A 14,351-nucleotide genomic window follows, 5' to 3' on the forward strand; every position below is an offset into this window, starting at 1 on the left:
AGCTCGCTCCCGCTTGGCGGGACAGGCCGCAGGCCGAAGGGTGCATCAATGACGCCTCCCATGTCAGACCGCGACGAGAGGCTGGCGATGCTGCGCCAGCAAGGCATTGACTCGGAAGCCGAGCTACGACGTGCGGCGGATGGCTGGCCACCCTCGTCCGCGTTGCCCGGCGCGGGCGATGGCCTGCCGCGCTACGCCGAACTGCACTGCCTGTCGGCCTTCAGCTTTCTGCGCGGGGCCTCGGAGCCGACCGAGTTGGTGGAGCGCGCCTGCGAGCTGGGCTATGAGGCCCTGGCCATCACCGACGAATGCTCACTGGCCGGCGTCGTGCGCGCACACAAGCAATTGCGGGAAATGCGCGAGGCGGCACATCACGCGCTGAAGGAGGAGGCGCAAAAGGCCGGCCTGCCTGACGAGGACATCGAGCAACCGCAGCTGATGAAGCTGCTGATCGGCAGCGAATTCCTCGTCCGCGACGACGCCGGCACGCCGCGCTTCAAGCTCGTGCTGATCGCGCAGAACCTGAATGGCTACGGCAACCTCAGCCAGTTCATCACCCGGCTGCGGCGCGCCAGCCCGGTCAAGGGTGAATACACGCTGCCCTGGCGCCAGATCGCGCCCGAGAAGCTGACCGACTGCCTGGCCCTGCTCGTGCTGCCGCGCGAGGCCCCCGATGTCGAGCTTGCGCCGGCCGCGCATTGGGTGCTGCGCCATTTCGCCGGCCGCGCCTGGATCGCCGTCGAGCTGATGCGCGAGGCCAGCGACGCGCTGTGGCTGCAGCGTCTGCAGGCGCTGTCCAAGCAGACGGCCCTGCCGCTGGTGGCGGCCGGCGATGTGCACTTCCACGTGCGCTCGCGCAAGGCCCTGCAGGACGTGATGACGGCCACCCGCCTGGGCCGCACGGTAGCGGAATGCGGCTTCGACCTGCAGCCCAATGCGGAGCGACATCTGCGCAGCAGCTACCGGATTTCGCGCATCTATCCGGAAGCTCTGATGCGAGAGACGCTGCAGGTGGCGGCGCGCTGCAGCTTCAGTCTCAACGAGATCAGCTATCAGTATCCAAGCGAGGTCGTGCCAGCCGACCGCACGCCGCGACAGCATCTGCGCGACCTCACCTATGCAGGCGCCTACCTGCGTTGGCCCCAATCCAAAGGCGGTGTGCCTGACAAGTTCAAGCGCCGCATCGAGSAYGAACTCGAACTCATCGAGGAACTGGGCTACGAGCACTACTTCCTGACCGTCGCCGATGTCGTGCAGTTCGCGCGCGGCATCCAGATCCTCTGCCAGGGGCGTGGCTCGGCCGCCAACAGCGTGGTCTGCTACTGCCTGCACGTCACCTCGGTAGACCCGGACCGCAGCACCTTGCTGTTCGAGCGCTTCATCAGCCGCGAGCGCAACGAGCCGCCTGATATCGACGTCGACTTCGAGCATGAACGTCGCGAAGAGGTGATCCAGTACCTCTACGGAAAATATGGCCGCGATCGCGCTGCGCTGACCGCCGTCGTCATCTGCCACCGCCCCAAGAGCGCCATCCGCGACGTGGGCAAGGCGCTGGGTTTCAGCGAAGAGCAGCTGGATGTGATGAGCCAGGACCACAGCGGCTGGTCCACCCAGGTGCTGCCCGAGGAGCACCGCCTCGAGTTGCTGCAGAAACTCGGCCTGCAGGCGGACGACCCGCGCCTGCAACAGCTCATCACGCTCGGCCGCCAGCTCAACGGCCTGCCTCGCCACCTCAGCCAGCACGTAGGCGGTTTCGTGCTGACAGAGGGCACGCTGGAACGCCTCGTACCCATCGAGAACGCAACGATGAAGGACCGCAGCGTCATCGAATGGGACAAGGACGACATCGACGAGCTGAAGATGATGAAGGTCGACGTGCTCGCCCTGGGCATGCTCAGCGCCATCCGGCGCTGCTTCGATCTCGTCAACCCGATGCGCGGCACGGCCATCGACCTGACCATCCCGGATAACGACACCGCCACCTACGACATGATCTGCAAGGCCGACACCATCGGCGTCTTCCAGATCGAGTCGCGCGCCCAGATGTCGATGCTGCCGCGCTTGCGGCCACGCACCTACTACGACCTGGTTGTCGAAGTCGCCATCGTGAGGCCGGGGCCCATCGAAGGCGGCATGGTGCATCCCTATCTGAAGAACCGCGCCCTGCCCGAAGACCAGGTCGAGTACCCCAGCGAGGCCTTGAAGGAAGCCCTGTGGCGCACCCGCGGCGTGCCCATCTTCCAGGAGCAGGTCATGCAGGTGGCCATGATCGCCGCGGGCTTCAGTGCCGGCGAGGCCGACCAGCTGCGCCGCGCGATGGCGGCGTGGAAGCGCCCCGGTGTGCTGGAGAAGTACTACGACAAGGTCGTCAAGGGCATGCGCGAACGGGGCTACGAGGACGCATTTGCCGAGCGCATCTTCAGCCAGATCAAGGGCTTCTCCTCCTACGGCTTCCCCGAGTCCCACGCCGCCAGCTTCGCGCTGCTGACCTACGTCAGCTCCTGGCTCAAATGCCATGAACCCGCAGCCTTCCTGTGTGCGCTGCTGAACTCCCAGCCGCTGGGCTTCTACACGCCCAGCCAGCTCATTCAGGACGCGCGCCGGCATCACGTCGAGGTGCGCGCCATCGACGTCAACCACAGCCACAAGGACAGCAGCCTCGAACACCGCGACGGCGAGCACCAACCGGCGGTACGCCTGGGCCTGCGCCTGGTCAGCGGCCTCGGCGAGGAGGCGGCCGACCGCATCGAGCAGGCCCGCGCCCGCGACGGCGATTTCGCCCACCCTCAGGACCTCGCCTTCCGCGCCCGCCTGACGCAGCAGGACATGCAGCAGCTCGCCGCCGCCGACGCACTCACCTCACTCGCCGGCCACCGTCGCCAGCAGGTCTGGCAGGCCTCGGCCCTGCACGCCATGCCCGAGCTGCTGCAGGGCAGCCTGCTGCCCGAGGACGACCTCGAACTGCCCGCCGCCGCCGAGGGCGAGGAGGTGCTGTGGGACTACGCCGCCACAGGCCTGACGCTGCGCCGCCACCCGCTGGCCCTGCTGCGCCCACGCCTGGCCCAACAAGGCCTGCTGAGCGCCCAGCAGCTCGACGGCGTCAAGAGCGGCCGCCGCGCCAAGGCCTGCGGCATCGTCACCGGGCGCCAGAAACCGCAGACGGCCAAGGGCACCCTCTTCGTCACGCTGGAGGACGAGACCGGCAACGTCCAGGTCATCGTCTGGCCCAAGGTCTACGAGGAACACCGCAGCACCATCCTCGGCGCACGGCTGTTGGCCGTCGAAGGCGTCTGGCAGCGCGGGGATGGCGATGTGCGGCACCTGCTGGCGCAGGGGTTCAAGAACCTCAATCCGCTGCTGGGGAGGTTGCCGACGGAGAGCCGGGATTTCAGGTGAGGGTGCCAGTCATGCGGCGGCTATCGACCCTGAACCGACATCCACGGCCCCGATCTCACCGCCCTGAAGCAGCCGGTCGAACACCTTCGCAGTCACCCATCGGAAGTCCCGCGGACGACGTCACAGGTTGATGGCAGCAGTCAAGGCGACTGAGGCTGTCACCGCGGGGCCCGTGGCTGCTCACCACAGTTTCACGCGCTGCTCAGGTGGCCGGTACATCTTGTCGCCCGGCTTGATGTCGAAGGCCTCGTAGAAGCCGGCCTGGTTGGCCAGCGTGCCCTTGACGCGGAATTCGCCCGGCGAATGCGGATCGCTCTTGAGCTGGACGATGGCGGCCTCTTCGCGCTGCAGCGTGCGGAACTTGACCGCCCAGCCGATGTACAGCCGCTGCTCGCCGGTCAGGCCGTCGATCAGGGGCGCAGGTTTGCCGCCCAGGGACTTGCGGTAGGCCTTGTAGGCGATGGTGACGCCGGAGTTGTCGCCGATGTTCTCGCCGAGCGTGAACTGGCCGTTGACGTGGTAGCCCGGCACCGGGCTGAAGGCGCTGTACTGCTGCACCAGGCCGTTGGCGCGCGCGGTGAAGGCGGCGCGGTCCGCCTCCGTCCACCAGTTGCGCAGGTTGCCATGGCCGTCGTAGCGGCTGCCCTGGTCGTCGAAGCCATGGCTGATCTCGTGGCCGATGCTGGTGCCGACGGTGCCGTAGTTGATGGCGTCCTCGGCCCTCACGTCGAAGAAGGGCGGCTGCAGCAGCGCGGCCGGAAAGGTGATGGCGTTCTGCAGCGGGCTGTAGCTGGCGTTGACGGTCTGCGGCGTGAAGCCCCATTCGCCACGGTCCACCGGCTTGCCCAGCTTGGCGATGCCGCGGTCGAAGGCATGACGGCGGCCAGCGCGCACATTGGCGATCAGGTCGGTGCTGCTGGTGGCCAGGGCCGTGTAGTCGCGCCAGACATCGGGATAGCCGATCTTGGGGGTGAACAGAGCCAGCTTGGCCTGTGCCTCCTTCTTTGTCGCCGGGCTCATCCACTCCAGTTCATCGATGCCTTCGCGGAACGTGGCGAGGAAATTGTTCACCATGGCCAGCACGCGCGCCTTGTTCTCGGGCGGGAAGTGCCGAGCCACGTAGAGCTTGCCCACCGCCTCGCCCATGATGGAATCGACGAACTGCTGGGCCTGGCGCCAGGGCGGTTCGTTCTCGGGCACGCCGCGCAGCACCGTGCCGGTGAATGCGAAGCGCTCATCGGCCACGGCGCGCGCGAGGTAGGGTGCGTAGGCCTCCAGCACGTGCCACTTGAAGTAGCTGTGCCACTGCTCCAACGGCACCTCGGCCACCAGCTTCGCCAAGCCCACGAAGTAGCTGGGCTGGCGCACCACCAGCGACGTGGCCTTGCCCGCGATGCCTGCGGTCCGCAGGTACGCCGACCAGTCCAGTCCGGGCGCCTCTTCGGCCAGTTGTGCGAAGGTGCGTGGGTTGTAGGTCTTCAGGGCTTCGCGGCTCTCCACGCGGGTCCATTGCAACTGCGCCAGCCGGGTCTCCAGGGCCAGCACGTTGGCCGCATGGCGCTCGGCCTGCGCGTCGCCCTGCATCGTGAACAGCCGGGTGATGTGCTGCACATAGGCCTGCCGCACGGCCGTCAGCTTCTGGTCCGTGTCGTTGAGGTAGTAATCGCGATCGGGCAGGCCCAGCCCGGCCTGGGCCGCATAGACGACGTAGCGCTCAGCGTTCTGGGCGTCCTGCCCGACGAAGACAGCGAAGGGCACGGTCACGCCCTGGCGTTCCAGTTCGGCCATCAAGGCGGCCAGGTCCTGGTGGCGGGTGACGGCGGCGATGCGTTTGAATTCGGGTGCCAGCGGCGCGAGGCCGCGCGCATTGCGCGCCGCCTCGTCGATGAAGGTGGTGTACAGGTCGGCGATTTTTCGGGTCTCGCTGCCGGCCGCGCCCGGGTTCTTCAGCACGTCTTCCAGGATCGCCCGCACCTGCAAGGCTGCCGTCTCGCGCAGTTCGTCGTAGGTACCCCAGCGCGCCTTGCTGGCGGGGATCTTCGTGCTGCTCGCCCAGCGGCCGTTGACGTAGGCGTAGAAGTCGTCCTGCAGCCGCACGGCCGGATCGAAGGACTTGACGTCGACGCCCGAGATCAGGGGCGTGCCTGCCTGCGCTGGTGTATCGGCCGCGAGCGCAGGCGCGCCCAGGCCTGACGCGGCCATGAGCAGGAAACTGATGCAGATCGACTTCATGACGGTCCTGGATGGCGCCTTTGATTCCGGTCATTCTTGCAGACGTCATGGACCGTGCGGGGCATGGTCTGAGCCTTCACGGGCCCTCTGTCGCCGAGCACGCCGAAGGCCCCAAAACACCGTGGCGCGATGGAACTGCTCTGGAGCAATCTATCGCGGCGGAGCGCTTGTGGCCGATTGCGGCCCCTTGAAGACACCCAGCCAAAACTGCAATCCATCAACAGCGCTCCGGCTCGAACGCGAGTGAGCATCGGCCCAACAGTTGTGCCACATCGGCATGCGGATACCTCGGATCGCAGACAGGTTGACTGTCCCCGCAATCAAAACCCCACCTGCCCGCTCCACCGTCGCTCCAACTTCGCCCGCGCCCCCGGCTGCACATTCGCCCTTTGCAGCTCCCCGCCGTAATGCGCCATCACCCTCCGGTCCATCAACCGGAACCACAGCGGCGGCACATAGGCCACCAGCAGCAGGCCGGCATAGCCGCTGGGCAGTTGCGGCGCCTGCTCGAAATGCCGCAGCGCCTGGTAGCGGCGCGCGGGGTGGGCGTGGTGGTCGCTGTGGCGTTGCAGGTGGTACAGGAAGAGGTTGGACATGCGGTGGTTGCTGTTCCATGAGTGCTCGGGCGCGCAGCGCTCGTAGCGGCCGTCGGGCCCGCGCTGGCGCAACAGGCCGTAGTGCTCGATGTAGTTCACCACCTCCAGCAACTGGGCGCCGTAGGCCGCCTGCACGAGCAGGAAGGGAAGCACCGCCCAACCCAGCCAGATCACCAAGCCGGCATAGAGCACCACCGTCATGGCCCAGGCCTGCAGGCATTGGTTGCGCCAGTGCCAGGGGCCGTGACCGCGGCCAGCCAGGCGCTCGCGTTCGAGCTGCCAGGCTGAGAGCAAGCTGCCCCACGTGGTGCGCGGCAGGAAGGCCCAGAAGCTTTCACCCAGGCGCGCGCTGGCCGGGTCCTCGGGCGTGGCGACGCGCCGGTGATGGCCGCGGTTGTGCTCGACGAAGAAGTGGCCATAGGCCACCGGTGCCAGCACCAGACGCGACAGCCAGCGCTCCCAGGCAGCGTGCTTGTGGCCCAGCTCGTGAGCCGTGTTGATGGCCACGCCGTTGATGCCGCCTACCGTCAGCACCAGGCCCACGAATCCCACCGCGCCCAGCCCGCCATGCACCGCCAGCCAGGCGCCGTGCAGCGTCAACCCGAACTGCAGCGGCACGAAGAGCAGCAGCACGACCAGATACCAGCGGTCAGCCTCGAGCACGGGCACCTGGGCCTCGGGCGGGTTGCTGCGGTCCTCGCCCAGCAGCGTGTCCAGCAGCGGGATCAGCGTGTACATGACGCCCGGCATCAGCCACAGCCAGAACGCCTGGCCGCTGCGGTCGGCCTGCCAGACGTTGAGCCAGGCCAGCCCCGGGAACAGGCCCGACAGCAGCCAGGCGTAACGCTTGGCGTCGCGCCATCGCGTGGGGGCAGGCGCGGGAGCGGGGGCCGACAGGGAGACAGGCATGGCGGCATGCTCGGCGGCCGGGCTGCGGCAGTCAAGGACAGCGGCGCTCGGGTTTACACATGACCTCGTACGGGCCGGCGCCTGCCGGTGTAAGTTCCGACTATCCCTGGCCGACCGAACCGCCAGACTCACCGAATCGCACACCCCATGCTGATCAAGACCCCCGCCGCCCACGAGCCCCTTTCCAGCGAGATCACGCCCCGCCGTGTCTACCTGAACCGCCGCACGGCCCTGGCCGGCCTGGGCCTGGCGGCCGCGTCGCCGCTGGCGCTGTCCCAGGCCGCACCCGGCGGCGGCAAGTTGCCCAAGTTGCCGGGCGCCCGCTCGGCCGTGGCCGGCGCCCTGGTCATGGACAAGATCACCAGCTACACGGACGCGACCTCGTACAACAACTTCTACGAGTTCGGCACCGACAAGTCCGACCCGGCCGCCAACGCCCATACGCTGAAGCCGCGGCCCTGGACGGTCAGCATCGAAGGCGAATGCGCCAAGCCTGGCCGCTATGACCTCGACGCCCTGCTCAAGCTCAGCGCCATCGAAGAGCGCGTCTACCGCCTGCGCTGCGTCGAAGGCTGGAGCATGGTCATCCCCTGGGAGGGCTACTCGCTGGGTGAGCTGCTCAAGCAGGCCCAGCCGACGTCCAAGGCCAAATACGTCGAGTTCACCAGCCTGGCCGACAAGACCCAGATGCCCGGCGTGCGCTCCGGTGTGCTGGACTGGCCCTATGTCGAAGGCCTGCGCATCGACGAGGCCATGCACCCCCTGGCTCTGCTCGCCTTCGGCATGTACGGCGAGGTGCTGCCCAACCAGAACGGCGCGCCGCTGCGCCTGGTGCTGCCCTGGAAGTACGGCTTCAAGTCGGCCAAGAGCATCGTCAAGATCCGCTTCGTCGAGAAGGAGCCCGTGTCCAGCTGGACCAAGGCCGCCCAGCAGGAATACGGCTTCTATTCCAATGTGAACCCCAACGTGGCCCACCCGCGCTGGAGCCAGGCCACCGAGAGACGCATCGGCGAGGACGGGCTGTTTGCCAAGAAGCGCCCGACGCTGATGTTCAACGGTTACGAAGCCCAGGTCGGACAGCTCTACGCAGGCATGGACCTGAAGCGCAACTACTGATGAAGGCGGCGTTGACGCGCGCGCTGCTGCACCCAGCGGCGAAGGTGGTGCTGTTTCTGCTTTGCTTGGGCCCGCTGGCCTGGCTGGTCTACGGCGCTATCGCCAACCAGCTCGGCGCCAACCCCGCTGAGGCGCTGATCCGCCGCCTGGGCGACTGGACGCTGCGTGGCCTGTGGCTGACGCTGGCCATCACACCGCTGCGCGAGCTGACCGGCCTCGCGGCGCTGGCGCGCTTTCGGCGCATGCTGGGCGTGTTCACCTTCAGCTATGCGACGCTGCACCTGCTGGCCTATGGCTGGCTGGACCAGGGCCTGGACCTCGCCGTCATCGCCACCGACATCGCCAAGCGGCCCTTCATCCTGATGGGCTTCACGGCCTGGGCGCTGATGCTGCCGCTGGCCGCCACCAGCTTCAACAAGGCCATCAAGAGGCTGGGCGCCAAGCGCTGGCAGACCCTGCACAAGGCCATCTACGCCATCTCCGTCATCGCCCTGATGCACTTCATCTGGATGCGCGCCGGCAAGCACAACTTCGCCGAGCCGGCCGTCTACGGCGTGATCCTGGCGGCGCTGCTGGGGTGGCGGCTCTGGAAACGGGTCGGCAGGAAATAGTCGTGGCGGGGATAATTCGCGGCTTTGCTCCGGCCGCCCCATGCCCAGCCCCACTTCCATCGACGTAGCCATCCTCGGCGGCGGCCCTGCCGGCTGCAGCGCCGCGTCCTGGCTGGGCCAGATGGGCATGACGGCCCTGCTCGTCGAGCGCGAGCCGCGTTTGTGCGCGGCGCTGGCCGGCCTCAACTTCGCCCAGGACTGGGTGCTGGGCGAGCCCGCCGCCCGCCTGGCTGCCCTGGGCGAGCACTACGCCGCCCAGGCCCAGGCCACGCCGGGCATGACGCTGCGCCTGGGCACGCGGGCCGAATCCGCCCGCCACACGCCCGCGGGCTGGACGCTGCAACTGGCCACCGGCGAGCATGTGCAGGCCCGCGCCCTGCTCGTCGCCACCGGCCTGCGCCTGCTGCGACCGGCTCGCTATTTCGCCGTGCCGCACGACCGCGTGCTGGACGCCTCCCAATTGACCACCCGCCGCGAGGCACTGCCCCCGGGCCGCGTGCTGCTGCTGGGTGCCGGCGACAACGCGGCCGAGAACGCCCTCTTCCTGGCCGAGCGCGGCCATGACGTGACGCTCTGGTCGCGCGGCAGCTGGCGCGCCCAGATCCACCTGGCCGAGCGCGCCACCGCCCACCCGCGCATCAGCGTGCGCCTGGCCACGCCGCTGCCCGAGGCCCTGCTGCCCGACGACAGCGGCGTCACGGTCGGCAGCGAGCGCTTCGACTTTGTCGCCGCGCTGCTGGGATTCGAGCCCGAGCCCTCGGCCTTCGCGCTGCTGGACGAAGCCTCTCGCCAGCGCGCCTTCGTCGCCGGCGACGCCAGCCGCCGCTGGCACCCCTGCGTGCAGACGGCCCTGGCCGACGGCGTGCAGGCGGCCAAGCAGATCGAGCTGGCCCTGCGCCCTCAGGTCGCCGCCGCGCCGCAGCGCTATAACAACCGTCAGGTCATCCATCTGCAGGGCCTGCGCTTTCGCGCCAACCTGGGCGTGCTCGACTTCGAGCGCACCGGGCCCCAGCCCATCCAGGTCGATGCCGAAGTGAACCTCGGCGCCATGCCTGTCGTCGCCCGCGACGCCGACATCGGCCACGTGCTGGACTACCGCCGTGTGCGCACGGCCATCATCGACGAGTGCACGGCCGAGCACACCGACCTCGTCGAAGCCCTGCTGGGCAAGCTCTGCAACCGCCTGATGAGCCTGCCCGGCGTCGTCGGCGTGCGCCTGAAGCTGACCAAGCTCGAAATCTTTCCCGACTGCGAAGTCGCAATCAGCACCGAACTGGGTGCATGGTGAACAACATGTCTGAACTTGATTTGCCCCCACGCTCGCATGGCGAGCTGCCCCCCGAGGGGGCTGTCAGCGGTTTCGGGCGGCCGGGCACCGCTGACGTCCTCGATTTCGCCGAACAAGCCGCCGCCGACAAGAAGGCCGCCTACGAGATCAACAAACTGTCCAAGCGCCTGCACCGCCAGGTGGGCCAGGCCGTCACCGACTTCAACATGATTGAAGAAGGCGACAAGGTCATGGTCTGCCTGTCGGGCGGCAAGGACAGCTACGCGATGCTGGACATCCTGCTGAACATGCAGCAGCGCGCGCCGATCAAGTTCAGCCTCGTCGCCGTCAACCTCGACCAGAAGCAGCCCGGCTTCCCCGAGGAGGTGCTGCCCAACTACCTGCGTTCGCGCGGCGTGGACTTCCACATCGAGAACCAGGACACCTATTCCATCGTCAAGAAGCTCATCCCCGAGGGCAAGACGACGTGCAGCCTGTGCTCGCGCCTGCGCCGCGGCATCCTCTACCGCGTGGCCGGCGAACTGGGTGCCACCAAGATCGCGCTGGGCCACCATCGCGACGACATGGTCACGACGCTGTTCCTGAACATGTTCTTCGGCAGCCGCATGAAGGGCATGCCGGCCAAGCTGGTCAGCGACGACGGCAAGAACGTCGTCATCCGCCCGCTGGCCTATGTGAAGGAGCCCGACCTGGTGCGCTGGGCCGAGCACCGCGAGTTCCCCATCATTCCTTGCAACCTCTGCGGCAGCCAGGAGAACCTGCAGCGCGTGCAGGTCAAGGCCATGATCAACGAGTGGGAGAAGCGCTACCCCGGCCGCATCGACAACATCTTCACGGCCATGGGCAACATCGTGCCTTCGCACATGATGGACAAGAAGCTCTTCCCCTTCGAGACCATGCGTGCCACCGGCCAGGCCGAGCCCGACGGCGACATCGCCTTCGACGACGATGAGTCTTGCGCCACGCCGTCGCCAGCCAGCTCGGTCATCACACTGCAACGCTGATTTACATAAGGGCAATCTAGCCGGGTCAGAATGCCGCCATCACCAAGATGGAGGTGTTCCATGAACCGCCGCCTGATCCTCACCGCGCTTGCCGCCGCCTCGGTCGTTGCCGTCACCGGCTGCGCGGGCCCCTACACGGTCTCCGCTGATGTCTCCAGTTATGGCAACTGGCCGGCCGACCGCAAGCCCGGCAGCTATGCCTTCGACCGCCTGCCCTCGCAGCAGCAGAGCGAGGAAGCCGCCAAGCGCCAGAACACGCTGGAAGAAGCCGCCAAGGCCGCACTGGAAAGGGCCGGCTTCAAGCCCGCCGCCGATGCCAAGAGCGCCGACGTACTCGTCACGCTGGGCGCCCGCGTCACCGCCTACGACCCCGTGCCCTGGGATGACCCGCTGTGGTGGCGCTGGCGCGGCCGCATGTTCTCGCCCCGCTACGGCTACGCCGCTGGCTGGGGTGGCTGGGGCTGGCGCCAGGATCCCTTCTTTGACCGCCGCTACGACCGCGCCGTGGCCGTGCTGATGCGCGATCGCGCCAGCGGCGAGGCGCTGTTCGAGACCCATGCCAGCAACGAAGGCATGACCATGGGCAGCGAAGCCGTCATCGGCAGCCTCTTCGACGCTTCTCTGGCCGAGTTCCCCAAGGTCAACCCGAAATCGCACCGCGTGTCCGTGCAGGCCGTGAGATAGCCCACCCCGTACCGGCTTCGCCGGCCCCCTCAAGGGGGCACCACCAGCGGCCCGGCAAAGCCGGTTCCGCGGTGGTCGCCTGGGTAAGGCACGACGCCAGACGTGTCCTCGCGCCGCGATAGCCTGCCCATAATCGCGACTTCGTTGAAACGTAGTCGCAAGGCAGGCATGGCGCTGAATATCGTGATCATGGCGGCGGGCAAGGGCACCCGCATGAAGTCCGCAACGCCCAAGGTGTTGCACAAACTCGCCGGCCGCTCGCTGCTGGCCCATGTGCTCAAAAGTTGCGAGCCGCTCGCCGCCGAGGCCCGCCTCATCATCACCGGCCATGGCGCCGACCAGGTCGAAGCGGCGGCCGGCGCCGACGGCATAGGCTTCGTGCGCCAGATGCCCCAGCTGGGCACCGGCCACGCCATCCAGCAGGTCGTGCCGGCCCTGGTGGGCGAAGGCACGACGCTGATCCTCAACGGCGACGTGCCCCTCATCGAGACGGCGACGGCCAAGGCCCTCATCGACACCTGCGCCGGCCACGCCCTGGTGCTGCTGACCGTCGACCTCGCCGACCCGACCGGCTATGGCCGCATCATTCGCGATCCCGACGACGGCGGCGTGCTCGCCATCGTCGAGCACAAGGACGCCACGCCCGAACAGCGCCTCATCCACGAGGGCTACAGCGGCATGATGGCCGCCCCCACCGGTGCCCTCAAGCGCTGGGTCGGCCAGCTGACCAACAACAACGCCCAGGGCGAGTACTACCTGACCGACATCGTCGCGATGGCCGTCGCCGAGGGCCTGCCCGTGCTGGGCATCAAGGCGAGCAGCGAGATCGAGGTGCTGGGCGTCAACGACCCCGTGCAGCTCGCCCAGCTCGAGCGCGCCTTCCAAGGCCGCCAAGCCGAAAACCTGATGCGCGCCGGCGTGCGCCTGGCCGACCCGGGCCGTTTCGACCTGCGCGGCACGCTGGCCCATGGCCAGGACGTCGAGATCGACGTGAACTGCGTCTTCGAGGGCGATGTGACGCTGGGCGACGGCGTGCGCATCGGCGCCCACTGCGTCATCCGCAATGTGACCATCGCCGCCGGCGCACGCATCCACGAGTTCACCCACATTGACGGCGAAGCGGCCGGCGCCAGCGTTGGCGAAGGCGCGCTGATCGGCCCCTTCGCGCGCCTGCGCCCCGGCGCCCAGCTCGGTGCCGAGGTGCACATCGGCAACTTCGTCGAGGTCAAGAACTCGACGCTGGCCAAGGGGGCCAAGGCCAACCACCTGGCCTATCTCGGCGACGCCACCATCGGCGAGCGCGTCAACTACGGCGCTGGCGCCATCACGGCCAACTACGACGGCGCCAACAAGCACCGCACGACCATCGGCGACGACGTCCACGTGGGCTCCAACTGCGTCATCGTCGCGCCCGTCACGCTGGGCAATGGCGCCACCATCGGCGGCGGCTCGACCATCACCAAGGACGTCGAAGCCGGCAGCCTGGCCGTGGCGCGTGGCAAACAGGTTGCAATTGCTGGCTGGACCCGCCCGGCCAAGAAGCGTTGAATAGAGCCGTCCTTGTGATTTAGTTCCGGCGATTGCTTCACGGCGCCCGGGTTGAGGGGAAGCTTCCCGGCCCGGCCCGCCATTACGATGGCACTGCCTCACCACCGCAGCACCCATGGCCCACGAACTCGACTTTGCCGCGCTCTCGCTTGACGATGCCGTCCCGGCCGATCTCGGTGCCTACGAGATCGTCCAGGCCCATCGTGAACTCAACGAGGCGGATGCCCGCAACCGTGCCCTCGAACTCAAGGCCCAGGCCTGCGACAACGCCGCCGAAGCCTGCTGGTACCTGGCGCGAAGCCTGGGCGCCGCACGCGACCTGCCGCAGGATGGCGAAGCCAGCCTGGAACTGCTGTTCCAACTGATCGGTGCCCTGGCCGACCTGCCCACCGACATTGCCGCAGCACCGCTGCCCGAGATCGTCGGCGGCCGCGAGGACGGCATCACCGAACTCTGCCTGCAGCTCGAGGCCGCCCGCGAGGTGACCGAGGAGGCGCTGATCGGCGCCGAGCTGGCCCCGGCCCGCAGCCAGCACTGCCACTGAGCACCACACCACGCAAAAGGCGCCCCGAGGGGCGCCTTTTTCATTGCGGCACGGCGCTTACTGCGTGCTGGTCGGCGCCTGGCTCACCACCGTGGCAGGCGGCAGGGTCAGGCGGTTGTCGATCGCCTTGACGCCCGTCGTGGACGATGCGACGACGGTGGCGCGATCGCGGGTCTGGCTGTCGGGCACCTGGCCTTCGAGCTTGACGACACCATGGTCGGTGCTGACGGCGATGGGCACGGCGGCCAGCGTCGCATCGGCAGCCAGGGCCATGCGCACCTTGACCGTGATGCCGCTGTCCTCGACCTGAGGCACAGGCTGGGCCTGAGCCAGCGGCGGGGTGCCCGTCGCGGCAGCGCTGCCAGCGGTGTCAGGCGTCGTCGATGCCACGGGCGGCGTCGCGGTTGCCGGGCCGGCGGCGGT

The 14,351-nt window shown here is 68.1% G+C and carries 11 protein-coding genes and 1 pseudogene; 9 read left to right on the forward strand and 3 right to left on the reverse strand.

Going from position 1 to position 14,351, the window contains the following annotated elements; genetic code table 11:
* Positions 1 to 60: 60 nt before the first annotated feature.
* Positions 61 to 3,396 (forward strand): error-prone DNA polymerase, encoded by a 3,336-nt coding sequence (locus AC1DW3_RS08890; protein WP_477930574.1) that lies wholly within the window; start codon positions 61 to 63, stop codon positions 3,394 to 3,396.
* Positions 3,397 to 3,576: 180 nt separating this feature from the next.
* On the opposite strand, the gene AC1DW3_RS08895 is transcribed toward AC1DW3_RS08890, so the two are convergent.
* Together AC1DW3_RS08895 and AC1DW3_RS08900 are read right to left on the reverse strand one after the other, a co-directional pair.
* Positions 3,577 to 5,628: a M13 family metallopeptidase gene (locus tag AC1DW3_RS08895; protein WP_477930576.1), complete on the reverse strand. Its 2,052-nt coding sequence runs from the start codon at positions 5,626 to 5,628 to the stop codon at positions 3,577 to 3,579.
* A 320-nt stretch (positions 5,629 to 5,948) separates the two neighbouring features.
* Positions 5,949 to 7,133, reverse strand: coding sequence for an alkane 1-monooxygenase (locus tag AC1DW3_RS08900; RefSeq protein ID WP_477930578.1), 1,185 nt, complete (start codon positions 7,131 to 7,133; stop codon positions 5,949 to 5,951).
* A 147-nt stretch (positions 7,134 to 7,280) separates the two neighbouring features.
* Between AC1DW3_RS08900 and msrP the strand changes: the two genes are divergently transcribed.
* The 8 genes and pseudogenes from msrP (at position 7,281) to AC1DW3_RS08940 (ending at position 13,928) form a co-directional block, all read left to right on the forward strand.
* Positions 7,281 to 8,249 (forward strand): protein-methionine-sulfoxide reductase catalytic subunit MsrP, encoded by a 969-nt coding sequence (msrP, locus tag AC1DW3_RS08905; protein ID WP_477930580.1) that lies wholly within the window; start codon positions 7,281 to 7,283, stop codon positions 8,247 to 8,249.
* Entirely contained in the window at positions 8,249 to 8,860 is a 612-nt protein-coding gene (locus AC1DW3_RS08910) for a protein-methionine-sulfoxide reductase heme-binding subunit MsrQ (RefSeq protein ID WP_477930581.1), read from the forward strand. The genes msrP and AC1DW3_RS08910 overlap by 1 nt, the downstream gene beginning before the upstream one ends.
* Before the next feature lie 40 nt (positions 8,861 to 8,900).
* Positions 8,901 to 9,440: pseudogene (locus AC1DW3_RS08915) on the forward strand (FAD-dependent oxidoreductase); the annotation flags it as partial.
* 312 nt (positions 9,441 to 9,752) lie between these two features.
* A complete protein-coding gene (locus tag AC1DW3_RS08920; protein ID WP_056203616.1) occupies positions 9,753 to 10,148 on the forward strand; it encodes a dihydroneopterin aldolase in 396 nt (131 codons plus the stop codon).
* A 5-nt stretch (positions 10,149 to 10,153) separates the two neighbouring features.
* Entirely contained in the window at positions 10,154 to 11,152 is a 999-nt protein-coding gene (gene ttcA, locus AC1DW3_RS08925; RefSeq protein ID WP_477930582.1) for a tRNA 2-thiocytidine(32) synthetase TtcA, read from the forward strand.
* Positions 11,153 to 11,212: 60 nt separating this feature from the next.
* Entirely contained in the window at positions 11,213 to 11,836 is a 624-nt protein-coding gene (locus AC1DW3_RS08930; RefSeq protein WP_477930584.1) for a DUF4136 domain-containing protein, read from the forward strand.
* A 168-nt stretch (positions 11,837 to 12,004) separates the two neighbouring features.
* A complete protein-coding gene (glmU, locus tag AC1DW3_RS08935) occupies positions 12,005 to 13,384 on the forward strand; it encodes a bifunctional UDP-N-acetylglucosamine diphosphorylase/glucosamine-1-phosphate N-acetyltransferase GlmU (protein ID WP_477930586.1) in 1,380 nt (459 codons plus the stop codon).
* Positions 13,385 to 13,499: 115 nt separating this feature from the next.
* Entirely contained in the window at positions 13,500 to 13,928 is a 429-nt protein-coding gene (locus tag AC1DW3_RS08940) for a hypothetical protein (protein WP_477930588.1), read from the forward strand.
* A 57-nt stretch (positions 13,929 to 13,985) separates the two neighbouring features.
* Here the strand turns inward: AC1DW3_RS08940 and AC1DW3_RS08945 are convergent.
* Positions 13,986 to 14,351 (reverse strand): BON domain-containing protein (locus AC1DW3_RS08945; RefSeq protein ID WP_477930590.1); only part of this gene is annotated, 366 nt, incomplete at its 5' end.

This window comes from Roseateles sp. P2_H4 (genome assembly GCF_056403315.1).